We start from the raw sequence: 24275 nt of genomic DNA, 5'->3' as shown, positions 1-24275 counted from the left end.
ATTTACTTTGAAGCATTGAAAATCAAATGATGTCCTCTTGGTTACTTATCGGTATGGTAGGTTTACTAGTCCTCTTTGGTCTATTTAAAGTCATCATGGGCGCAATCAATGAAGATGATGATGATAAAGACGATGATAAACTACTATAGTTCAATCAACGATTAAGCTCTTTTTTTAATTTGGATCATTTTTTGATTCCTAAACACTAAAGTAAACAAGAACGCCAAGGTATTGAATCGTTGGCGTTCTTGTTTATTTTATTTATAAACGACTCATTTATCTATTTCTATATTAATGAGTGCTTTTAGTGTATAATTTATTAGGAAAACAAAACGATGTGGTTAGAACTTAACTACATATAAAGGAGAAACCCTATGATTAGATTAACTGAACTAAAAATACCTGTCCAATTGGTGACTGACGACAATAAAGAAATTGAGTTATTATACCAACTCTTAAATGATAAATACAAAATCAAGAAATCGGATGTCATCGAACTAAGCATATTTAAAAAAGCCATCGATGCTAGAAAAAAGCATCAAGTCATTTATGTCTATTCAGTTGATTTAGTCTGTAGAGATGAACAAAAAATCTTATCCCGTAAATACCCTAATTGCAGCATAGCTACAACACCAAACTTCAACCCTACGATTACAGGCGATTTAAAACTCAAACACAGACCAGTCGTAATCGGTTTTGGCCCCTCAGGTATATTCGCAAGTCTATTACTCGCAAGACTTGGCTATAATCCCATCGTCTTAGAGCGCGGTCTTGATGCCGATACTAGAACAAAAAACGTCGAAGCCTTCTGGCAAACAGGAAACTACAATGAATCAAGTACGATTTTATTTGGTGAAGGTGGTGCCGGTACCTTTAGTGATGGTAAACTCACCACACTCATCAATGACTTCCGTTGTCACTACGTCTTAGAAGCCCTACACAAACACGGCGCACCAAAAGAAATCTTATATAACAATAAACCACACGTTGGTACAAACGTCTTAAAGGAAATTATCAAAAACATCAGAAAAGAAATCATCTCTCTTGGTGGTGAAGTTCGTTTTAATAGTTTCGTGACTGACTTCAACATAGAAAATAATGAATTAAAATCCTTAGTGGTTAACCACAAGGAAGTCATTCTAACCGATCTATGCTTAATGGGTATTGGCCATAGCGCAAGAGAAACCTTTGAGACAATTTATCAAAAAGGTCTTAACATTGAACAAAAAGCTTTTTCATTGGGTGTTAGAATCGAACACCCACAAAGCTTAATCAATCAGTCACAGTATGGTGACTTTGCACAGTACTTAGAACCAGCAGCCTATAAACTGAGTTATCAAAGTAAAACCGGTAGAAGCGCTTATAGCTTCTGTATGTGCCCTGGTGGTTATGTGATGTGTGCGACCTCTGAAGAAGGTGGGGTTGTTACTAACGGCATGAGCGAATCAAAAAGAGATGGCGATAACGCAAACGCAGCCTTACTAGTGAACGTTCTACCAAAAGACTTTCATAGTGATCACCCACTTGCTGGGATGTATTTCCAAAGAGCAATTGAACAAAAAGCATTTGAAGTTGTTGGTAAGAACTACTACGCACCTATTCAATTAGTCGGTGACTTCTTAGAAGATAGAGTATCTACTAAGATCGGTAGTGTTAAACCAACCTACCTACCTGGTTATCGTTTTGTAAAACTCTCAGATATCCTACCTAACTACGTCACTGATACCTTAAGAGAAGCCCTCATTGACTTTGATCATAAGATTAAAGGCTTTGCGATGGCTGATGCCGTATTAACTGGTGTAGAAACCAGAAGTTCATCACCGATTAGAATACTAAGAGATGACGAAGGCATGTCAAACATCAAAGGCATCTACCCAATGGGTGAAGGTGCTGGTTATGCAGGTGGTATTATGTCTTCTGCCGTTGATGGATTAAAACAAGTTGAACGACTAATCAAAGTTTATGGTTTATAATACTCAACTAAACGTAAAAACAAGTGCTCAAAAATGGCACTTGTTTTTTTGATTTCATAATCACTTATGTCTAATTTAAGTTGAATATGTTTTTTGGTGACAGTTTAGATATTTTAATCATAGCTATTGTAGAAGTCATCACAAATATCATCAATACTAATAACCCGTAAATCAGTATATGTTCATTTGTTAATACAAGTACCTTGAAGCTATATTGATTATTGATACTCTTCATTGTTGAATTTATAACATCAAACACACCAAATGAAAGTATTAGACTCAGTATAATCACACTAAGTAAGGGCACTAGAATACAAATAACCGTGGATAACAGTGAGCCTGGTTTTGAGACACCATAAGTCTGTAATAAGCCAATCTCGATTCGCTTATTAAGGATAACCTCATTAGCATAATTAACCATTAATATGAGTGTTGCAGCGACAAATAATACAATCAAGATAACAACAATGTTTTTGATCTTGTTAATCTCATTTGAATGATTTAATAAGAATCCAAGTTCAGGATTTTCACTATCTAGATTATTATCCACAATAAACTGTGCAATTCTTTCTTTGTTATCTTTTGTTACTCTAAGTTCAATACGATCAAAATAAGGTATTTCATCAATTAAATCCATAAATACTTCATCTGAGACGACAATCGTTCGATTAAAGAGCGTACCGGCAGGACTCGTTACAATCCCATGATAAATGGCACCATTTGGATAATAGTCATTAAGGTTAACTAAACTCTTGTGTAAGTTTTTAGATTGTATAGATTCAAAAGAATTAAATGTTAATACTGTACCTATGTTAGAACCACCTATATACTGATAAAGGTCATTTGAAAGTAATACTTCATTACCCGTTATTTCATTTTCATAAGTATAACCTGTCATGGTTTTCAGTTGTGACAATGAAATATAAGTAATATTCTTTGTCAAATAACCATAATCATCTTGAGTATTTGAAATAAGAAATAATCCCCCTGTGATGGTTGGTCTTGAATAGAGGTCTAATTCACTCTTTAATGATTTCTTAGAAGCGATGACACCTTCTTCGTTTGTAAACCCGACTAATCTTAATTCATAACGATTGATGCCATTAACGACATAAATATCATTATCTATCACATCTTTTTGATAGTACTCTATGAAGTAATCCTTATTGATTAAGGCTTCACTTTCACCTAGTGATACCGTGTCTGTAAATCTGACTTTACCCACAATCACATCATAATCAGTATCGATTAAACTATTTGTCATTGGTATATAATCTAGACTTGATGTGATATAAGTCTCATAATCTATATACTCAAATATCTCATACGCTCTTCTTTCAACGGTGATATAAGTGTCTTCTTTTATCACTGTTGAAATTGCATTAACTAGATCAAAATTGATAAATGAAACCAGTGTTAACGTCAACAGTAAGAATAGTAATGAAATGCTCGTCATTGAGATCAATTTCATCAAGTGGTTTTTCATATAGATTAAAGCCAGTCTAACTATCGGTTTATGATTCAGTTTTAAATCTTTTACTTCTATCTTATCTATTGGTTTGGTTTCATTAATTAAAACATCTGATATAACTTCACCTTGTCTTAGGGTAATTACTCTATCTGAAAATTCATTTACTAATTCAATGTCATGTGATACTAAAAGAACAAGTTTTGTCTTTGATAAATCCTTTAACTTTTCAAATACAATTCTTTTATTTGTGACATCAAGGTTAGCTGTTGGTTCGTCACAAATAACAATTTGTGAATTAGAGTATAAAACACGGTTTAAAGCTTGTAGCTGCTTTTCTCCACCACTTAATTGATTAGGTCTTCTTTTGAGTTTTTGTTTATCAGTGTCACTGATTATTGGTAAGTTATATAACGATGATTTTAGATTAATGTTATCCTTGATTGAGATATCTTCAATCAAATTTAAATCTTGAAATATATAATCGAAGACTTGTCCTCTTAATTTACTGATACTGTAGTTTTCTACATTAAGTGAATTAATCGTGTAATCACCTGTGAAATCCATGTCTAATAACCCAATGATATTTAACAAGGTTGATTTACCACTACCATTATCACCGATAATCGATACTAACCCTGTTGACTCAAAAGTGAGTTCATCAATCTTTAGTGTCGTTGTCTTATTGTCGTATGTTTTAAGTATATTTTGAAGTATGATCATATAATTACTCTCTCCTTTATAGTTCGTTTCGATTAAATATCAATGTTCAGACGAAACAGTCTTCACAATCCTCTCATTAACACAACATTATCTATACAATGTCTGACAAGAATTGAACAGGGATTGTTTTATAACCGTAAAATCTATTGTATAGATCATGAGATTAATGATAAGTTATAAACTTCAATTCACTAATTTTGATATCATTTTTAAAACCATAGTAAGTTTATTATTTCATATCTTTACACTTTTGTATAGGCCATATTTGTCATTATTTAGATTTTTCTAGACACAAATGGAAATTTGCATTTTGAAACCGACTGAAAGGATGATATTTAATTATTTAATCGGTTGGATTAATTAATGATAAATAATAACATTTTCATTTTGTGATTTTGACGAAAAATGGCAATAAACAAATAAAACACTATAAAAAATATAGTGTTTTATAGTATCTAGTATATAGTTACTTCGTAAAATAATATGTATTTGAAAATCAAATCTCTTACTATTTCCAAGCTAAATGTTATTCAAACTCAATCGTTTCCTCTGCTTTTTCATAAATATTAATTCTGGATTTGATATCTATTCTATTTACTATCCATCCATTTAAACTGAATAGTTGAATGAAATCTTCTATCCTATTAATGCCATTTAACTCTTTTAATGTCACTACGACGCCAAATCTAATATCTAAACCATCATTATACCCTAGTCTATCCTTAGATACAATTTTCATTCCCCATAATCTGGATGAATATACTTTCTTGGGTTTTGGTGAACTTACACTTTTATCTTGAATATGTTTAACATTATCCCATTTGCCGAATTCTTTTCTACTGGTTTCTTCATCAACAGGACCTTCATTAGAGCTTTGCTTATTGTTGTTAATTGACTTCAGCTTGTTTTCATCATTGATTCTGCCAAAATATAAATCTAACTCTGTATTTGTGTAATCCACACCTTGACTTCTTGAACATTTAGGAAAATAACAAAGCGTTGCTCTTGCAATAAACGGGTACTCATTCTTATAAAATGGAATAGGAAATCTATAGTTGTACGTTTCATAAGCAGTTGAAACTCCAGATAACACAAATCTGATTTCATCTTTCTTTGATTTTACAATTTCGTCGATTTTTATCGGTACAATACCATGTCCTGTAAAAACGTTTGTTGAATGATGCCATCCAACAGCTGAATCAATTATCATTGCTTTGGCTATTTCTCTATTAAATCCTAGAACATCAATTAAATACGATAGTTTTCTTGCAATCCAGGGACTAGCATAAGATGTACCTGCAACGAGTGCTTCTCCATTTCCATCACATGCTCTTAAAGGATTATCTGATGTGCCTCCATAATAGCTAATGTCAGGTTTAGTAAAAAAGTCTAAAACAGGTCCTTTTCTAGCGTATAGTGCAGGTTCACGATTTTTCTTTACGGAATTTACGACTGCTGCATTAATTGAATCAGCGGGTGCACCGATTTTTCTTTGTAAATGTTGATTGTCGTTTGTCCCGGCGATGACAAAAATAATATCTTGTTCATATTGAAGCTCATCTAGTGCTGCAGCTTCAATAGACACAAAATTTCGATGAATTTCTTCATTAGATCCAAGTGATAAATTCCAAACCCTGATATCGGGGTTATTAATCACTATTTTTTTGATTTCTCTCATAATGGTAATAGAGCTATATCTACCTGCTGTTGCTACACCAAAATGTCTTACTTTAAAATGGCCACATCCGTCATCTAGTTGTGGGTTTAGTCTATGCCCATCAACGATTATTGAACTTACTCTTGTTCCGTGCGTCTTATCTTTTTCAGTCGCAATATCATTACTCACTAATTGATGATAGTCTACCCATTCACTAAAATACACTCTATCATCAAATAGTGTATCAATTACACCAATGGTAGGTTCATCTTTCGGTTTTGGTATTGTTATGGTTTCGTTTTTATAAGACTCATGAAAATCACTTGGTGAATATGTCGATAAATCTTCAACTGCCATAGAGATTAGGTATGGAATATTTTCAAGTAGAATTTCTATTTCTTCTTTTGTCAGTACAACTGTGGTTTGATCAAGTATCTTTGATACAGGAATTGATAAGTTAATCTTCTTAAAGATCTCATCAATTTTTGACTCTGTTTTATAGAAAGTCACAACAGAATCCTTTTTAACATCAAATGAAGGGTATTCAATACCAAAACTGTTGATGTAGGAGCAATCAACAATAATCGTTTGAAATGTGCTCTTAGAAAAAACAGTCTTGTTAAACTTTATATCTTCGAACTTTTCCTTATTATTAAACTCATTAGGTGTAATAGGATCTTTAAAGTACTTAATCGTATAGTCAATCGCCTGATCAAGTAGATTTATAGCCTTATTAAGTAGTTTATGAGTAACATAGTGTGTAATGATGTGTTTACCGTCGTCTGAATATTTAGCACCAACAATGGTATCATTTGATTTACCACCTTGAGGTTTAAATAAAGCACTTGTTCGATTGCTTTTAGCAACAACCTTGTTATAGTATATGCTAACCATCGCACCATCAACTATTTTTTTTGACTGTCTCAAAAAGCTGTTACTTACGCTTTCTAAATCTGCCTTTAATTTTTCTAGATGAGCAACACTGAGACTTGCAGTTGAAGACAATTTAGGTGCCCCGGGAGTGGATGGATTACCTCTAGGTTCAAATATACCTTTGATGTGAAGTATATCATTCATAATTAATCCTCCTTCATTTCTCTAGAGACTTGACTTTTTGAAATACCCGTTAATGTTTCTATTTCTCTAACGGTAAACCCTAAGTCATATAGTTCAGTCAAAGCGTATTTTTTGACATCCCCTTTGACATGTGAAAATAATCTAGTCAAATAGTCATATTCACTGTTAGGGTTACTAAAACCAAGACTAGTTTTTATGATATTTTTCAAATCACCAGGATAAGGAATTATCTCATATAAATTGATGATTTTTCTGAATAATCTGATGTCTCTTCTAGCATTAGAAAATAATGACAAATATGAATTAAGTATGATTTCAGCAATATCAATTAAATCTTCTCGTGTATAACGATTAAAGTTAATTACAGCATCGAATCTTCTAATAAGCGCTTTATCGAATTTATTATACATGTTTGTCGTTGCGATTAAAACAATGCCCTCATTTAGTCTATCTAGCTCTTTTAATATGGTGCTTGTTGCCCTGCCCATTTCGCGTAAATCATTTTCATTGACTCTATCCATTGCAATCGTGTCAAATTCATCAAGTAAGATGACATAATTTGTAGGATAGCGTAGCTTATTTATTTCATCAAAGACAGATACTATATTTTTTGCAGTTTGTCCTAGTTTACTATCAACTAATTCGCTTGTTTCGATTGATAGTAATTGTCTATTCAGTAAACGGGCGATTTGTTTAACTGTTTCCGTCTTACCTGTGCCTGGCGCCCCTTCGAATATGTACTTATTCATGCCAATCTTATGGTTGATTGCATTAATCATCCCTTTAATGTCACCTGTTATTAATTCAGGTAGTGGTAGTGGTTCAGTAGTTAATTCTAATTTCTTCATGAAACTAGAATTGATTTCTATTTCTTGTGGCACAAATGTGTTCACATCTGATAACAAAGACATAATGTATTCAGCTAGTTCTTGATCGCCATGCGCATCAAAAAAACGAGCAATCTCAAACGCCTCATTTTTAAACAATAAATCGTTCTTTTCTGTGTAGTATTTAATCAAGTTGATTATATTTTTTTTCTTCATTTATATCACCAATTTCATTATACACTATCTTGGGACAAAATTACTAAATTTGAGACAAATTATTGCATGATAAAAACTAACTGTGAAATCATATGACTTTTTGTGTACATAATTCCTTATCCAAGAAATGCTTTCTATTCTGCTTCCCCCATATTTCCCGCTAGATTTGGCAAGCATAACATCATCATTTGTTTCCTCATTAAAAAGATTATGGGAAAACAATCAACTTAATATTAACAATGTTCGAAGCTTAATAGAAAAACAAGAATATTGTTGGATAACAAAAGAACAGAATGGTAGACTACCCAACTCCAAACAACCTCGCCCTGCTGATGCTTATAACAATGCAAGCATTACCCTGAAATATTAAACTTATCTAGATGTTGTTATTTTGTGAGACATTACAGTGTTTTAGATATAAAAGGCTGTAACTTTGAGAAGAAAAAACTTCAATCAGTTACAGCCTTTTATATGTTAATCTTTTCTTAATTCTTTCAAATATTTAGTCATTAACTCATTAAAGCCAATAGACCCGTGTGTTAATATGACACCATAGATGAAATCATGAACTTCATCCAGTGTTTCATGTTCATCACTTAGTTCATAACCGCTAAAGATAGAAAACACTTTGTTAGGAATGACATATGTATCGTAATCCACATCTTCAATCAAAAACACTGAGTTTAGTTCAAAATATAGATGTCTTTGATGTTTTTTATCTTTAACTTTTATTTTTCCAAGCTTTATATGATCTAAGAGTAAAGACAATGCTTCTTTTGAAACACAGCCTTCAATGATATACGGATTTTGGGCATATTCACCATTAATCGCTTCTAACATCTTTATTCTAGTAACTTGTTCATAAGGCTTTCTGTTTTGTACAATTCTTTTATAAAGATTGTATACATACGTTTTATCAAAATAATTGATGAACTGATAATTTCCCATTTTTGTTTACCTCTAAATTAAAGTTTGATTTAATGACTAAACCTTACCGACATTCTTACCGTCATACTTACCGACACTCTTGGCGAAAACGCATCGGTTGGCTTACGCTTAGGTAATTTTAGCTAAGATCACATCGTCTTTTATTAGTAATAATGCCGTTATATTAGTTTTGTTGATTAGGTTATAAACTGCGGATAACGAAACAACCTAATTACTCGAGAACTTTGATTACTTGCTTATTGCTTCGTTTTACTAGACATAGCTTTTTGTTTTTTTATGCGTAATCACTAGGTAAAAAGTTCATCTATCATTTTATAGTAAACGCAATATAGTTCTACTTATAAAGAAAAAATACCTTTAATTAGTGTTTATTTGCTACTTAATAAGAACGAATTGACTCTCAACAAACTTAGATAACGCAGGAGTTACGTGCGCTTGTTCTGAAAAGAATGCCCACTTCTTAATTGAACTTAACACTTCATTAATGATTATCATTGATTCTTCAGGTTTGATTTTCATATGTTTACCACACTTCAATAAATCATCTATCGTAAAATCATAGTCTTTATTGTTGATGGTCATTTGATGTCTAGACGTCCATTTTCCTTCAGGATTGTATGCATAGGTTATGTCGTATGCAGGGGATAAAGTCCATTTCCCATTTTTATCCATCAGAAAGGAAATGTTTTTAACATGGTCATCTTGATTTCTTGCCATAACGTTGAAAACCATTCTTCTGAAAAACTGTTTGTTTTCACTTAATCTAATACCCATCATGTACATAATATCTGTGACACGTTCGTAGCTCATTAATCCCGGTTCATCATAATCAACATGCGCAATTGCGCCTAAGGTTTGCATATGTATTTTTTCCATCAATCCATTAGAGTTCACAATTCGATCAAATCTTTTTGTCATAAAATGGTACAGTCCGTCTTTTTCTAGCAACCTAGATTCGCTCATGTTAATCTTCGCATCTGTTGCCATTAAATAGTAGGCATACTCTAACCTTGTAAATGAGGTCTCTTCTTGTTGATTAACTCCATCGAGTTTCAATAACCAATAAGTAAATCCTGACCCAGCATCAATTTGTCCAGACTTGATAATACCAGTTGTCTCGTTGTATGCAATGATTGCTTTTGCTCTAGCGCCACCTGCGGATGTACCGACTTTTAGAATGTCCTTAAGTTCATCCGCCTCTTTAGCTTCGATGCCTTCTTTATGATTCAATATATCATTACTAAGTTTAATCAGATGAGCAATCTCTATTTCATCAACTTGATTAAAACCGCCTTGCTTGTTAGGGACATACTCAAGTGCACCCATACCTCTTTTACCTACATAACAAAGTCGTTCAATGATGTTAAAAGAATCGATTGATCTATTTTGTGATTCTAACCATGCATTAATGATTTGATTACCATATTTATCAGGTAGAGAATCAGATAATAGCCCAGGTAATCCTCTGAATGTTTTTAGCGGCAAATTTTTAAATTGAAATATTTCACTTGATAGTGGCATCATGATTGGAGATAGTTGTATACCACTATTAAGAAACGCTTCGTCATACTTAAAATAGACATAGGGTGACTCATCACTTATCGATACAGCCCCGATTCTTTTTCCCCATAACATCACCTCAGCAACCCTCATGACTATTCCTCCCACTGCCAAGATTTGTCGTTTGCACGTTTACGATAAACTCTTTTTTGGGTTTGTTTTTGCTCGAGCACCTCAAAAGGATCAATCATTTTTTTAGGAAATAGGCCGTTAAATTCTTGCAATAATCTTAATACTCTTAGTATTGAAATCAAGTTATCCAGAGATATATTTTCGCCATTCTCAAATCCACTGATTGTTCTTATAGAAACGCCAGAATCCTTAGCAACATCTCTTTGTGTCATATTTAAAGCGATTCTTCTTTCTTTAATTCGCTTGCCTAATTCACTAATAATTTGACTGTTTGTTTCAAATCCTTGTAATTTCATATTTATCACCTGATACTATTATATCTTGAATATATTAAATACGCAAATTAATGCGCGTTGTTTGTTAATATAGCTGTATATAAGCAGTTTACTACTAGTTATTTTTATTTTGATTAATAAATCAGTCATGCTTTATTTATATGCAGTATCAACAGGTAATCATGAATTACCATAACACTAGCGGGGCGTTTTTAGTTTCAGTTAATGAAACGCCCACTACCAATAGCGTAAGGAGGCTTCTTGAATGTGTTGTTAAAATAATCATAATGCTCTATAATATCAAGCGAGGGTCGTTTATATGAAAATCACTGAACACTATTTAAAATCTAATTACTATTTGATTACCATCTATGTGATGGCTTTTTTTGCGTTTATATCGACAGGTCCTTTCCAGATAGTTAATCAGTATATATTCGTTAGCTTCTTACTCATCTTATCGGTTTTATTAATCAGCTTTAAAAACACCATTTATACCATCCCCGTCATATTTGCTTTAATGTATAGTTATAATCAGTTAAACCCAAATTCAAACATGATCGATGGATTTAATTTTATCTATTTGATTCCTGCATTTCTTTTTACCTCTATTATTATTCATTTGATTAGATTTAAACCAACCTTTAAAATGGGTGTCTTAACAAAACCTTACTTATGGATTGCTATTGCCTATATCGCTTCAATATTTTATGTAGATATCACGATAACCTACATTCAATTATCATTTATGGGGTTTATCTACCTGCTTCTTTATCAATTTTACCTGCAAACCAGTCATACGGATGAATCTTATCTGGTTCGCATACTGTTCTTCGCTTCATTATTACTCGTTTTAGAATTTACATATTCAATTGCATTTGGTTTCTTTACTGAAAATACATCTCTTTCATTAATTAATCGTGTTTTAATTGGGATGGAAGAGTCTTGGTATCGTGAGGACTACGGTTTTGGAAACATCAATGATGTGGCGATTCATTTAACACTACTGATTAGTGCTCAGTTCTATTACGTCTTAAAATATCCAAAACAAATTCTTTACTGGATTGTCCCCTTATTTTCTGGATTCGTTATCTTATTGACCGCTTCTAGGGGTGGTTATATTGGGATACTGACGGCTTACATTATTTTTATCCCATATATGATTAAAAACACAACCAAAATAGGTAAAAAGAATGCACTCTATGTTTTACTTCTGGTCTGTAGTGCCTTAATCGTATTGAACCCTTTGATGAAGATTGCTTTTAATTTAGCCATCCAAGGCGGATTTGATAATCTTGATAACTTCACATCAGACCGTACCATTCTATATAAAAACGCCTTAACCGTATTTAAAAAGTATCCAGTATTTGGTGGTGGTTGGGAAGCCATGGTAGATAGAGTTAACCCTGATCGAATCCAAGTCTTTCATTCAACCATCTTCCAAACACTTGCAGTGATGGGCATTTTTGGGTTAATTTCATTAATTTACTATTTTGTTCAAACATTCAAATACCTTTTTAAAAACCGTTCTTTGATAAAAGATATGTTACTTATTGGTATCATCGCATCTCAAGTCGTTGGTTTGGTTGATAATACCATGTATATGTTGCTATACACGATTGCAACACTCATCCTCTTTAGTCTCTTAGAGAACAATGAAGAAAAACAATAAAACGATGTTAAATCTCCCAAGCAATTGTGAGTTAACATCGTTTTTTGATTATTCATTTTCATTTAATTAATAGATTTTTTCTTTTTATAGACAGTTATATGTTTTATTAGACCATTACTAATAGATATACAACCAGTTAATAGCACAAAAAACACCAGTGAATATAAATATCTTTTTGCACCGCTATTTAACCCTCTTAATACGATAACATAAAAGCATCCAAACATGACTAAATATAAAACAGATAATTTTAATGGTTCATACTTCTTTTCTTTAGATAACTCAATCATTTGGAAGTTTAATCCTTGAAGTGCAAGAAATAATGTATTAATTGAAGAGAATTTAAGTAGTGAATACTCTGTCATTTGACCGATAAAAAAAGTCAGATAAAACGCATTAAAAAAAATTAGATAGGTTGTAAATTTCGAATTTACATTTGTGATGATTTGATTATGATTGCGTATGAATAAAACACCAAACCACACGGTGGTTAATCCTAAGGCTAATATCCCAAATTCCGCGGTCATTCCAATAAACATGTTGTGTGGTGAAGTTAGCACACCAAACCATTCGTTGTAAACGTAGGTGAAGTTATTATACCCAATGCCGCTAAACTGAAACTGTTCGATTATCTTGAACCCATTAAACCAAATTGTATCTCTACCGGATAAACTTATTTCAGACCTAATACTGTCTACATAAAAATCTAGATAACCCATTATTAGCAAGATGACACTAAAAAATAAAATAAGATTACCTATCATCAATATCATTTTAGACGTTTTTTTAAAATACTTGTAATACAGGTTAATGACTGCATAGTATGAAGCCGTCATAAATAGGCCAGTTCTACTGCCCGATAAAACCATCACATGACCTAATATAGGCACTGGTAATAAAATCACTAACTTCAACCATAAAGGTGAGATTAAGAATGACAAAAAGAACGATATAAATATCCCGATAAATGCATATTCACCAAGGACATTAGAATTATTTAAAATCGATTGATGCCTATTACCACTACTTGTAATGACTTGACCAAAAAATGTGTTTAAGTTAAATTGATCCTGACCGATTGCTAATAAAGCATACCCAAGGATTAAAACCAAGACAATACTTAGTCCAGTAACAAATGCCCTCCGATTAGCCATTCTATAGGCTACGATGATTAATATAAATGAAGGAAATGCTTCCAGCATGAGTTCAAACGAACGCATGCCCATATCAACGCTTTGACCATTAAAATCAATGACGATGTTAAGTGAATTGTATAACCCTAAGATAGTGATTAAAATGAAGATCAAATTATCTTTTATAAACTTCTTAGGGTTAAACTTATCAAAATTGATTAACACAACTGCAAATAACAATTGAATCCCTTGGTGATAAAGACGATATTTAGAGATGTCAAGTTCTTTGTTATTTAAATGCCATATGATGAAATTTAGAATCAAAAATAAAACCGAAAATATATCTAAGAAACGACTAGCAAAGAATCTTAAGCCTAACAATGATTTCTTAACATTAACACTCATAAGTGATATAGCATTTCATATTGTTTGGTAATATGGGTAATATCAAAATTGTTCTCAATTCGTTTTCTAGCTTTTTCTCTTATTTCTATTTGCTCTTTAGCACTTAGTTGATACGCTTTTTTGAGCCCTTCATATAATGCTTCTGCGTTTTGTCTATCACAAACAAACCCAGCATCACCCACAATCATTTTACAATCCCCTGCATCAGTGACAATGGGTATTAATTGATTTGACATCGCCTCACCTAAGACATTAGGAAAACCTTCACCTAAACTAGATAAAATAAAATAATCCGCTGCAGATAATAACGCTGGCACATCACTTCTAACCCCTAATAGATGCGCCTCATCAAATAAGTCATAGGACTTTAGTTGATTGACTAAGTTAACATTAGATGGTGCCATCCCCATCCCACAAAATATCATTTCAAATGGTATTTTGACATTAGATTTGAATAACGCTAAAGCCTTAAATGCCGTTTCATGATCTTTTTGAATGTCATATCTTGCGACTTGGATAAAAACAAGCTTATCTTGATCTATCCCTAATTGGTTTCTCATGACTTCTTTACTACCAGGTTCATGTTTGAATAAACTTAAATCAAATCCGTTATAAATCGTTACGAATTTATTTTTTGAATAACCTAAAGCCACATGTGCATTCGTGACTTCATCAGAATTGCTCAAAATAACTGAACTCATGAATGCGATGTACTTAGACCACTGTGCAAATTTAACTGTCGATGGTTTATTATGTCGTACTGAGACATCAGCTTGTCTTACACCCCAAATGACTTTTTCAACACATAATAATCTACCAACAAGTGTTCCAATAAAGTTAGCGTGATATAACCAAGTTTGAAGGACATCGGTTTTTGAGGTATGTTTGATTAATAAATAGACTGCCTTTGGTAGTTTCTTTTTATCTTCAAGATTTAATGTGATAACTTTAATTCCTAGGCTTTCTATTTTTTTCCCATAAAAACCCTCATGAGATAGTGAAATGACTTTAAAATCAAACTTAGATTGATCACCGTGTTTTAAAACCTTATATAACATTGATTCCGCACCACCATTATCTAAGCCTGTGATCATGTGTGTCACTTTGATTTTATAAATACCTTCTTTTTTAACCTCTTTAATGATGCCTAATGAAATGGCTAATAATACAAAAACAAAGGTATTCATTGCGCCAATTGTAAAGAATGAATATTCAAAGAATTGCCCGATTAAAAAGGCAATCATAAATCCTGAAATCCACATTAAATCCATATCGTATTTATGCGTCAAAGATAAAAACTTGAAATTAATGACCATTTTTCTAATCAAATAAACCATGATTACCATAAATGGGATTATCCCCATTTCAAATAACATCGCCAAATAAAGATTATGAGGTGAAGATACTTTAAAGTGGTTTGATGAGGTCAAGAGCATCGTGCTATTGCCATAACCGACACCAAAAAATAGATTCTCCTTGATTTGATCAACTAAATACACCCATATTTGATCACGATCGGTTAAGCCTTGATTCAGTCTAAATAAACTAACCACATACTCAAAGTCAATTACAACTAACATGATAGCACCAATCACAATTAGAACTAAGCTTAATCTAAGTAAACGCCTAACCATCAGATTTAATCTCCCTGAAAAAACAAGCAGGAACACATATAACACCGCTGTCATTAAAAGAGACGTTCTAGACATTGAAGCAACCAATGCTAAGACTGATATAGCAATCACTACTGTATAGGTAATGCGTTGCCATAATACATCTGATTTAATCATAAAAAGGGTACCAATCCATAAACTGATAAGCGCAAATTCACCCCAGGCATTTGAATTAGTCAAAATCGAGCTATAGCGATAATTATCTGTAAGTGTGTTTGGAATATTGAATAAAAAGTAATCAAACTTAAAAATAGCGCCTATGATACCAACCACATTATATAGTGTCAGTAAAACTAAAAGACTAAATAATCCATGTTTAATGACCTTTTTAAACTCTAACTGATATGCCAGGAGATATACCATGAATATCGGTATAATAGAAAAAATATAGATTCTTGATCGATCACCGAAATCGACATATAAACTATTAAAAAGCAACAAACCCATCACCAAAATCAAAATCGATATTGATTTAAGCCGTTTTTCTTCTATCACACGATCAAAGTTCAATAACAGCGTGAAAATAAATATATAATTCGCATATAGAAAGATGTTTGAATTATGTAGTAATATATCTTCGATGCCAATTTGCCATATGACAAACATCATCAGTAGATACATCACAGAAACAACAGCTAAAAAGTTACTTCTATTATCCTTAGTCAGTAATTTATCAAACATCAGATTTCCTCCTAATTTGCTTAAAAAAATCCCTAAACAATCTAATCTTAAATAGATGAAGCATAAGTGCATAGACTGTCATAAATATCGTGCCATATAAAATCAGTAACGATAATTCAATTAGTTTGTGTGAACTTAAACCCAACCGTGGGTAAATGCTATATAACCCATAGGCAAGGACAACATTAATCAAAAAAATAACCATCAATTCCCTAAATGAAGACTGTACTTGTAGATACTGATTCTTATAAATATAAATAACCATAATCACCACAGAAATGATTTCAGAGATTGCAAGACCAAACGCAATCCCATTAACCCCCATTGATTGTTTTAATACTAGACTAAAACCGATATTTAGTAATGCCCCTATCAGTGTAATAAATAAAGGTAATCTTCTATTCTTATGTGTATAAGACACAATGACTAAGAATTCTTTAACTGCAAAGAATGCAATCCCAATAGCATAATAGAATAACACATCACTGGTGATTTTCGTTGCCATATCTGTAAATTCACCACGTTCAAATAAAATGCTTACCACTGGTTTAGAAAATATCATCAAAAGGGTTGTAAGCGGTAGCGTAAGTACCCATAAAATCTCAAGTGTTTTATTGCCCACCTCATGATAACTATCCATTTGATTGGCTTCTTTTGATTTAAGTAAAATCGGATAGACTACCATCAATATCGTTGATATTACCACAGTATAAATCAAATTTCTAATCATAAATCCATAGTTTAAAGCTGAAATAGCCCCATCACCTAAGTTTGAGGCAATGATTTTATCGACCATAGAATTCACTTGGATAATTCCAAAACTAATCATCGTAGGTATAAATAACCTAAAGATGATCACCCAGTGGGGATCTTTAAAATCAAGTATTTTTTTGATTTTAAAGCCCATTTTGTGGGCTATAATTTCAATGGTTAACCACTGAGTCAAATATGCAAATAAGATTGAGTAAGCCAAACCTTCAATCCCAAATCGATCAGCAAAAATGAATAAATATGAAATTTGAAATAAATTAAAGCATAAGTCAATGAGCGCAACCGTAACAAATCGTTCATAAACCCTAAGCATGGACGCTCTAATTTGATAAACTGGAATAATCACCATCGTTGGAATCAATATTCTAGTCAATTTAACTGTTAAATTAAACTTATCAGGATCTGTAAAACCAGGGGCGATCACTTTGACAATATAGGGCGTCAATATAAAAGAAAAAGAAGCGATTATAATCGCGATAATCACCAATATGTTTGAAACATTACTTGATAATCTACTTTGATGATCGATGTCTTCAAACTGGTTTTTAACCGCCGTGAATTCAATCATAAATAAATTTTGGATTGCGACACCCACAGAAGTAAACAGTAAAGCAGGAATGATCAGTGCTGCATAAAATGCATCACTCGTTAAACCAACGCCAAAATAAGAAGCGATACCCACTTCTCTTAATAGTCCTAACATCTTAGATGAAATTGTAATTAGTGTTAAAAGACTGACTGTCTTAACTAGACTAGATAGAAACTGCTTTGGTTTTGGTTTCATTTTATGCCTCTAACGATTTAATAATCTCAATAATTTAAATCTTACGTACTTGTAATCATAAGAAAGAATCTTTGGTGTTCCACCAAACCCTTTCTTAAACTTATAGACGTGATAAGATTGATGGTTATCATCCATCGGTAAATTAGGAATACCACCCATATCATAAGACTTGTAGCCTTCATCTTTTAAATATCTAATGATTTCATAATGTAGGTATTGTCCGATAGGCGGTAGTTTATCTTGAACTCTTAAACTTGATCCATACAAATAACGTGCATCTGTACCGATGGTTGATATGAATGCCATATTATATACAATACCTTCATAACTTGCAATGGCAAAAAAACCTAAAGTTGGATTCGATTAACTTAGCCATAATGTCTCTTACAAGACTCGGTTTAATACCATCAAATGATTTTTCATCGAGCATCGACTCATATATATAAATAAACAGATCGATGTCATTCAAATCACGAGACATTCTCACACTTACGCCTTCTTTTATTGCTTTTCTAGTACAATTTCGATGTGTTTTAGAAAATGAATCGAAGATTAAATCTAGGGTTTCATTTAAGTCAATCATTAACGTGGTATGGTATGTTGGGTGACTAAATTTTGGTATCTCTTGTTTTTCTTGTAAGGATAGATTAATGATCCATCCTTTTTGTTTTAGTCTTTTAATAAATTGGTTTAAGACATCTCTATCCACTGTTTCTGCTTCACTAATGATGCCATAAGGTATGGCATAATAAAAACGATTAACAAACGGTATTTTCTTCTTTTGAACTGGCAATGCATACTTTAATTCACCTAAAACAAAATACCCTAATATCTCAAATGAATAACCTAGTTTGACAAGCGATTCAAGATAAGGAATGGTTTGAAAAACTGTTTTTTGTTTTGATTTAATTATCAACTGATTGTATAAATCATATTCTACTTTTAAGAGCGTCTTAACAGCCATTTAATCACCCGCCTTAATACGTTTAACCAGCGAAGCTTTCTAATAAAACGGTGCACACCATAAACCTTCAGTTTAAATGATAACATACTTTCACCACGACTGATGGTTTCTCGTTCAATTTCAAAAAGGTCTTGATTCATCAATTTAAAATCAGATCCTCGTGAAGTAATCACGGCCGTTTGATAATGTTTTTTACAAGGTTTAATACCTCATTATCATATAATCCCCCTGGGTATGCAAAAGTATCAATCTTAATACCTAGCTTTTCTTCTAGTATTAATTTTGATTGAACAATCTCTATATTAAGATCAATACCAATGTCATTTAGCCACGGATGTGTCATCGAATGTGATCCTATTTGCATGCCTGCACGATTAAGTATGTTTAATTCTTCATGATTCATAAGTCTATTGGATACTTGTTGATCATTTTGATCAATCGGCATAAAACCATTCTCTATTAAACCAGCGGTTATGTAAAATATCCCCTTAAAGTCGTATTTTTGTAAGCGTGGAAATGCATTTGTGTAATTATCCACATAGCCATCATCAAATGTCATATAGACTGCTTTATCCTTAATTTTAAATAGATCTTCTCTTAAACTAGGTGTGATAAATCCTTTTTGCTTTAAATACTTTAATTGGGATTCAAACTCACTTGGTCTAACCTTCATCGAATCTAAGTTTAATGGTTTTCCTTTATGTATTTGATAACGAATGTCAATGGGTTTTTCTTCATCTGTGATGCGGTGATACATTAGTACCGGTTTAAAAGTCCTTTTAAAGATTAAAAACCACACGAGGTGGTATGTAAAAAATAATGCGATAAAAATCCCAATGATTGTTAAGAACTCTTTCATTATTTCACCTTACTTTGATAAAGCATTAGATATGTTTTCTCATGTGCTTTAACCATCTCATTTAAGCGATATTGATAAACATCCTTTGATGCTTGTGTTTTTAGCTTCTCTCTTAGCAAATGGTCATCAATCATTCGGTTAATCGAATTTGTCAGAGCTTCAAGATTACCTTTTTCAAAGAGTAAACCGTTACGCTCATGTTGAATAATTTCAGGAATCCCACCGACGTTGGATGCCACCACAGCTAAATTGCTTGCCATTGCCTCTAAAATGACATTACCAAAACCTTCTTCATCTGAAGGTAAGACAAATAAATCAGACTCTTTTAATAAAGTTGGAATATCATTTCTAGTGCCTAAAAACGCTACCCTAGATTCTAAATTCAATCCTTTAACTTGATCTTTTAATGCTTGATCAAGTTTACCACTACCAATTAAAACGAGTTTTGTATGAGAAGGACATTTAGAAAAAGCATCAATGAGTAAGTCTAATCTTTTTCTTGGATCAAATCTAGCAACCGTTGTAATGATAAACTCATCTTTAGAAGTTCTAATGGCACTAGTGGGTTTTGATGATAAAAATGGTTCAAGACGAATCCCGTTGTGAATGACTTGGTATTTTGTTTCACTAATTTTAGTCGCACCAAGCGCACTCCTCTTTGTTGCCTGTGAATTGGCGATAATCCAATCTGTCTTCGAGTTTAATCTTCTTTCAAGAAATCGGTCGATAAAGCCATTTCTAAATAAAGACTCCTCAGTAGAAATTATTACTTTGGTGTGATTTTTGATTGCACCCAACCTTCCCCAAATTTTACCAGTACTCGTAAATACCTGAACAATATCTATTTGTCCATCTTTAAGGATTTTTGCAATTCTATTTTTAACACTAAAGTCAAACTTCCCTTTTTTATTTGTGCATAGCACTCTAATGCCTAAAGCTTCAGCTTTTGGTAATAAAGCGCCGAATTTAGTAACGGTGATAATGATTGGCTTAAACACTTTAGGATCTAATCCACTAGCCAGATCAATCACTTTTTGTTCAGAACCGCCCATTTCTAGAGAAGGTATGATAAATGCAATTTTAATCATACGGATAATGTTTTAACATACCAATCCATGGTAAGACTAATACCTTGTTTAAAATCAACAGATGGATCATATGAAAAAGCATCTCTCGCTTTTTTGATATCAGCATTTGAATGCTTCACATCACCTGGCCTAGTTGGCCCATAAACAGGTTTAATGTCTTTATTAAGTAGTTGTGTCATGGTATTAAAAAGTGTATTCACATCCACTTGTCCACCAAATGCAACGTTATAGGCTTTACCAAATGCATCTTCTTTTGCAAGACAAGCTTTTAGGTTAGCTTCAATGACGTTATCAATATAAGTGAAGTCTCGACTTTGTGTCCCGTCCCCATGAATCAGTGGTGATTCATTCATTAATAATTTCTTCACAAATTGAGGAATAACAGCTGCATAAATGCTATCTGGGTCTTGACGACGACCAAACACATTAAAATAACGAAGGCCAACGGTTCTTAGACCGTACAGTTTATGAAACACATGACCATATAACTCATTGACGTATTTAGTAACGGCATAAGGTGATAAGGGCTTACCGATTCGTTCTTCTGTTTTAGGTAGGTTAGGTTCGTCCCCATATACAGAACTACTTGATGCATAAACAAACGTCTTTATCCCTTCATCTTTTGAAGCGATTAACATATTTAGCATCCCACTCACATTGACATCGTTGGATGTTTTAGGATCTTTAATTGATCTTGGGACCGAACCCAAAGCGGCTAAATGGATGACATAGTCAATCCCATTAACTGCTTTTATACATGTCTCAACATCTCTAATATCGCCTTCAATGAACTCAAAGTTTGGATAATTAAGTTCACTGATATTGGATTTTTTACCCGTCGAAAAGTTATCTAACCCACGAACTAAGTAACCTTCTTTAAGTAAATATTCTGCTGTATTTGTACCGATAAAACCAGCAACACCAGTCACTAAAAATTTAGTGCTTTTCTCAAATCTCATATCTAACATCATTAAACCCTCCAACAATCAAACTTGTCATTTTGAAGTGAGGTCACAGACTTCACATCAACCATGACTGCTTTTTGATGTTTTTCATTATATAGTGATAGTAAATATTCACTCGTTAAATCTCTATAAATTTGATGTGCGACTGCAAATACTACAGCATCAACATCTTTTACATCAGCTAAACTTTGTAAATCGATCCCGTATTCATGATTAGCTTCTTCAATAGATGCCAGCGGGTCTGTAACAACCGGATTAATGCCATATGATTTTAGTTCATTGATGATATCTACCACTTTTGAATTTCTTAAGTCAGGACAATCTTCTTTAAATGTTAAACCCAGGATAAGTACCTTAGCACCTTTAACGGCAATATCATTTTGAATCATTTTCTTAACTGTGTTTTCAGCAATCCATTTGCCCATACCATCATTTATCCGGCGTCCTGACAGAATCACTTGTGGGTGATAACCTAAGGCTTGTGCTTTATGAGTTAAATAGTATGGGTCAACACCAATACAATGACCACCAACCAGACCTGGGGTAAAACGTAGAAAGTTCCATTTGGTAGATGCAGCCTCTAAGACATCACTTGTAGAAATATCCATTAGATTAAATATCATCGCAAGTTCATTCATAAAAGCGATATTAATGTCTCTTTGTGTGTTTTCAATGACTTTAGCAGCCTCGGCCACTTTGATGGATTTCGCTTTAAAGACGCCAACTTCAACCACAATACTGTATACTGATGCGATATGCTCTAGTGCTTCTAGATCACAACCTGATACAACCTTAATAATTGTTTCTAACCGGTGTATTTTATCACCTGGGTTGATGCGTTCGGGTGAATAACCATACTTAAAATCAACGACACCTTTAAGTCCACTATCCTCTAAAATGGGTAGACAAATATCTTCTGTTACCCCCGGATATACCGTTGATTCAAAGACAACGGTGTCTCCTTTTTTAAGATGACGGCTGACTGTTTCTGTTGCTTTAATCACAGGGGTTAAATTAGGCGTTGTATCTGTATTAATTGGGGTTGGAACGGCAATGATAAAAAAATTAGCTTCATCTAAGTCTTTTTCATCATGGGTATAGGTAAGTGTTTTAACCATTTTAAGCTTGTCACTACCAACTTCATTGGTTGAATCAATGCCTGCCTTATACTGATTGATCTTTGATTGATTGACGTCAAACCCAATCACATCAAGGCCTTTTCTTGCAAATGCATAGGCAATTGGTAGTCCGACATATCCTAAACCTATGATCGCTATTTTTAATGATTTATTCATTTATATTACCTTCTTTCAAGTATTCATCATAAAGGAGAGTGATTTGTTTTAATACGCGATTAATATCGAATTTTTTAGCATGCTGTTTTGAATTAGTAGAAAACTGCTCTAATAATTCTTTATTATGGTACATTAGATCCAAATATGACTTGAAATTTGAGGCATCATTTGGTTCATATAGACAGCCATTAAAGCCATTGATAACAATATCTTTATTGCCTCTAATATTGGTCACTAACATCGGTTTACCAATCGATAACGCTTCAAGTAAGGCTTTCGGTAAGCCTTCTCTAAGCGATGCAGAGACAATCAAATCTGCAATACTAGTCAGTTCAACGATATCATATCTAAAACCGAGTTGTAATACGGTATCTTCAAGATCAAATGCTTTAATTTTTTCCTTGTGATTTGTTGCCTCTTTGCCATAACCTATTAATAATAATTTCATATTCGGATATTTGCCCTTTAATTGATACATCATATCAATTAAAAACATTTGGTTTTTTCCTACGGTTTGCTCTGCCACATAAACCAATAAAAAGTCATCGTCTTTTAGGCCTAGACTCGATCTAACTTCTTTCTTCTTGGTATCGGAGATATCTTGATATTGTAATAAGTCAACCCCAACACCTGGGACATAAGTAACATGACACTTCTTATTAAACTTCTTTTTAGCAATCTGATAATCTTCATCGTTGATGGTGATGATTTCATTTGTATATCTTGATAACCATCTTTCTACTGGATAATATAATAGCCAACTCAGTTTTGATCCACCTTTTAAAAAGTGAAAGCCGTGTGCCGTATAAAAAACAGGCACACGAGTTTTTCTAAAAGCCATACGAACAAATATGCCTCCCATAGGTGTATGGGCATGCACAAGTTCGTATTGAGTTGCTTTAATGAGTCTTTTAAACTGTTTATATGCTTTTAAGTTACCTCTTGAGAAAGGTGAACGTTTAAAATCAATTTGATGCTTAACATCACAGTATTTTATGTCTCTCGTTTTTTCTAAACTGTTAGATGCCACATGCGTTTCATAGCCTTGTCTTTGAAACCATTCTAAATATGGCAAATGAAAGTTAGCGATATGAGAATCCATGTGGGCAACAAACAATATTTTCTTTTTCAT

Annotated in this window: 19 protein-coding genes; 2 read left to right on the top strand and 17 right to left on the bottom strand. The window is 32.9% G+C overall.

Annotation, left to right across the window (positions count from 1 at the left end; genetic code table 11):
* Nucleotides 1-374: 374 nt before the first annotated feature.
* Entirely contained in the window at nt 375-1973 is a 1599-nt protein-coding gene (locus tag BN853_RS00630; protein ID WP_030004021.1) for an NAD(P)/FAD-dependent oxidoreductase, read from the top strand.
* A gap of 70 nt (nt 1974-2043) precedes the next feature.
* Here BN853_RS00630 and BN853_RS00625 read toward each other — a convergent pair whose 3' ends face one another.
* From BN853_RS00625 to BN853_RS00600, 6 genes are all read right to left on the bottom strand, one after another.
* Complete coding sequence (locus BN853_RS00625; RefSeq protein WP_030004020.1) at nt 2044-4164, bottom strand: ABC transporter ATP-binding protein/permease; 2121 nt, start codon at nt 4162-4164, stop codon at nt 2044-2046.
* Nucleotides 4165-4690: 526 nt separating this feature from the next.
* Nucleotides 4691-6898: a S8 family peptidase gene (locus BN853_RS00620; RefSeq protein ID WP_030004019.1), complete on the bottom strand. Its 2208-nt coding sequence runs from the start codon at nt 6896-6898 to the stop codon at nt 4691-4693.
* A 2-nt stretch (nt 6899-6900) separates the two neighbouring features.
* The gene (locus BN853_RS00615) at nt 6901-7941 is read right to left on the bottom strand and encodes an ATP-binding protein (protein ID WP_030004018.1); all 1041 of its coding nucleotides are present in this window, start codon (nt 7939-7941) and stop codon (nt 6901-6903) included.
* Between the two features lie 474 nt (nt 7942-8415).
* Entirely contained in the window at nt 8416-8889 is a 474-nt protein-coding gene (locus BN853_RS00610) for a hypothetical protein (protein ID WP_030004017.1), read from the bottom strand.
* 375 nt (nt 8890-9264) lie between these two features.
* Entirely contained in the window at nt 9265-10542 is a 1278-nt protein-coding gene (locus BN853_RS00605) for a type II toxin-antitoxin system HipA family toxin (RefSeq protein WP_030004016.1), read from the bottom strand.
* A gap of 2 nt (nt 10543-10544) precedes the next feature.
* Nucleotides 10545-10877, bottom strand: coding sequence for a helix-turn-helix domain-containing protein (locus BN853_RS00600; protein ID WP_030004015.1), 333 nt, complete (start codon nt 10875-10877; stop codon nt 10545-10547).
* Nucleotides 10878-11175: 298 nt separating this feature from the next.
* Between BN853_RS00600 and BN853_RS00595 the strand changes: the two genes are divergently transcribed.
* The gene (locus BN853_RS00595; protein WP_030004014.1) at nt 11176-12525 is read left to right on the top strand and encodes an O-antigen ligase family protein; all 1350 of its coding nucleotides are present in this window, start codon (nt 11176-11178) and stop codon (nt 12523-12525) included.
* A gap of 62 nt (nt 12526-12587) precedes the next feature.
* Here the strand turns inward: BN853_RS00595 and BN853_RS00590 are convergent, their stop codons facing one another.
* The 11 genes from BN853_RS00590 to BN853_RS00545 are packed head-to-tail and all read right to left on the bottom strand — an operon-like array spanning nt 12588 to nt 24275.
* Nucleotides 12588-14063 carry an O-antigen ligase family protein gene (locus BN853_RS00590; RefSeq protein ID WP_030004013.1) on the bottom strand — a complete coding sequence of 492 codons (1476 nt, stop codon included), beginning with the start codon at nt 14061-14063 and terminating at the stop codon, nt 12588-12590.
* On the bottom strand, nt 14060-16417 hold the full coding sequence (locus BN853_RS00585; protein WP_030004012.1) for a glycosyltransferase: 2358 nt from the start codon (nt 16415-16417) through the stop codon (nt 14060-14062). The genes BN853_RS00590 and BN853_RS00585 overlap by 4 nt, the downstream gene beginning before the upstream one ends.
* Nucleotides 16410-17972 (bottom strand): murein biosynthesis integral membrane protein MurJ, encoded by a 1563-nt coding sequence (gene murJ / locus BN853_RS00580; protein ID WP_030004011.1) that lies wholly within the window; start codon nt 17970-17972, stop codon nt 16410-16412. Before murJ ends, BN853_RS00585 begins: the two co-directional genes overlap by 8 nt.
* A gap of 9 nt (nt 17973-17981) precedes the next feature.
* On the bottom strand, nt 17982-18278 hold the full coding sequence (locus tag BN853_RS00575) for a peptidoglycan bridge formation glycyltransferase FemA/FemB family protein (RefSeq protein WP_030004010.1): 297 nt from the start codon (nt 18276-18278) through the stop codon (nt 17982-17984).
* A 16-nt stretch (nt 18279-18294) separates the two neighbouring features.
* On the bottom strand, nt 18295-18936 hold the full coding sequence (locus BN853_RS00570) for a GNAT family protein (RefSeq protein ID WP_030004009.1): 642 nt from the start codon (nt 18934-18936) through the stop codon (nt 18295-18297).
* Nucleotides 18915-19076 carry a hypothetical protein gene (locus tag BN853_RS08900; RefSeq protein WP_157869919.1) on the bottom strand — a complete coding sequence of 54 codons (162 nt, stop codon included), beginning with the start codon at nt 19074-19076 and terminating at the stop codon, nt 18915-18917. The genes BN853_RS00570 and BN853_RS08900 overlap by 22 nt, the downstream gene beginning before the upstream one ends.
* A gap of 29 nt (nt 19077-19105) precedes the next feature.
* The gene (locus BN853_RS00565; RefSeq protein WP_030004008.1) at nt 19106-19795 is read right to left on the bottom strand and encodes a polysaccharide deacetylase family protein; all 690 of its coding nucleotides are present in this window, start codon (nt 19793-19795) and stop codon (nt 19106-19108) included.
* Nucleotides 19795-20883 carry a glycosyltransferase gene (locus BN853_RS00560; RefSeq protein ID WP_030004007.1) on the bottom strand — a complete coding sequence of 363 codons (1089 nt, stop codon included), beginning with the start codon at nt 20881-20883 and terminating at the stop codon, nt 19795-19797. The genes BN853_RS00565 and BN853_RS00560 overlap by 1 nt, the downstream gene beginning before the upstream one ends.
* On the bottom strand, nt 20880-21851 hold the full coding sequence (locus tag BN853_RS00555) for an SDR family oxidoreductase (RefSeq protein ID WP_030004006.1): 972 nt from the start codon (nt 21849-21851) through the stop codon (nt 20880-20882). Before BN853_RS00555 ends, BN853_RS00560 begins: the two co-directional genes overlap by 4 nt.
* 2 nt (nt 21852-21853) lie before the next feature.
* Nucleotides 21854-23143 (bottom strand): nucleotide sugar dehydrogenase, encoded by a 1290-nt coding sequence (locus BN853_RS00550; protein WP_030004005.1) that lies wholly within the window; start codon nt 23141-23143, stop codon nt 21854-21856.
* A complete protein-coding gene (locus BN853_RS00545; RefSeq protein WP_030004004.1) occupies nt 23136-24275 on the bottom strand; it encodes a glycosyltransferase family 4 protein in 1140 nt (379 codons plus the stop codon). The genes BN853_RS00550 and BN853_RS00545 overlap by 8 nt, the downstream gene beginning before the upstream one ends.

The organism is Paracholeplasma brassicae (genome assembly GCF_000967915.1).
In the GTDB taxonomy this organism is placed as follows: Bacteria; Bacillota_I; Bacilli_A; order Acholeplasmatales; family UBA5453; genus Paracholeplasma; species Paracholeplasma brassicae.
This window is presented reverse-complemented; position numbering and strand designations above follow the sequence as displayed.

Bases quoted from the DNA above. Each gene is read 5' to 3' on its own strand.
- BN853_RS00570 (WP_030004009.1), bottom strand. From the start codon at position 18,936: ATGGCTGTTAAGACGCTCTTAAAAGTAGAATATGATTTATACAATCAG.
- BN853_RS00585 (WP_030004012.1), bottom strand. From the start codon at position 16,417: ATGTTTGATAAATTACTGACTAAGGATAATAGAAGTAACTTTTTAGCT.
- BN853_RS00545 (WP_030004004.1), bottom strand. From the start codon at position 24,275: ATGAAAAAGAAAATATTGTTTGTTGCCCACATGGATTCTCATATCGCT.
- BN853_RS00600 (WP_030004015.1), bottom strand. From the start codon at position 10,877: ATGAAATTACAAGGATTTGAAACAAACAGTCAAATTATTAGTGAATTA.
- BN853_RS00575 (WP_030004010.1), bottom strand. From the start codon at position 18,278: ATGGCATTCATATCAACCATCGGTACAGATGCACGTTATTTGTATGGA.
- BN853_RS00595 (WP_030004014.1), top strand. From the start codon at position 11,176: ATGAAAATCACTGAACACTATTTAAAATCTAATTACTATTTGATTACC.
- BN853_RS00625 (WP_030004020.1), bottom strand. From the start codon at position 4,164: ATGATCATACTTCAAAATATACTTAAAACATACGACAATAAGACAACG.
- BN853_RS00555 (WP_030004006.1), bottom strand. From the start codon at position 21,851: ATGTTAGATATGAGATTTGAGAAAAGCACTAAATTTTTAGTGACTGGT.
- BN853_RS00550 (WP_030004005.1), bottom strand. From the start codon at position 23,143: ATGAATAAATCATTAAAAATAGCGATCATAGGTTTAGGATATGTCGGA.
- BN853_RS00610 (WP_030004017.1), bottom strand. From the start codon at position 8,889: ATGGGAAATTATCAGTTCATCAATTATTTTGATAAAACGTATGTATAC.
- BN853_RS08900 (WP_157869919.1), bottom strand. From the start codon at position 19,076: ATGAATCAAGACCTTTTTGAAATTGAACGAGAAACCATCAGTCGTGGT.
- BN853_RS00590 (WP_030004013.1), bottom strand. From the start codon at position 14,063: ATGAGTGTTAATGTTAAGAAATCATTGTTAGGCTTAAGATTCTTTGCT.
- murJ (WP_030004011.1), bottom strand. From the start codon at position 17,972: ATGAAACCAAAACCAAAGCAGTTTCTATCTAGTCTAGTTAAGACAGTC.
- BN853_RS00620 (WP_030004019.1), bottom strand. From the start codon at position 6,898: ATGAATGATATACTTCACATCAAAGGTATATTTGAACCTAGAGGTAAT.
- BN853_RS00630 (WP_030004021.1), top strand. From the start codon at position 375: ATGATTAGATTAACTGAACTAAAAATACCTGTCCAATTGGTGACTGAC.
- BN853_RS00565 (WP_030004008.1), bottom strand. From the start codon at position 19,795: ATGAAAGAGTTCTTAACAATCATTGGGATTTTTATCGCATTATTTTTT.
- BN853_RS00560 (WP_030004007.1), bottom strand. From the start codon at position 20,883: ATGATTAAAATTGCATTTATCATACCTTCTCTAGAAATGGGCGGTTCT.
- BN853_RS00605 (WP_030004016.1), bottom strand. From the start codon at position 10,542: ATGAGGGTTGCTGAGGTGATGTTATGGGGAAAAAGAATCGGGGCTGTA.
- BN853_RS00615 (WP_030004018.1), bottom strand. From the start codon at position 7,941: ATGAAGAAAAAAAATATAATCAACTTGATTAAATACTACACAGAAAAG.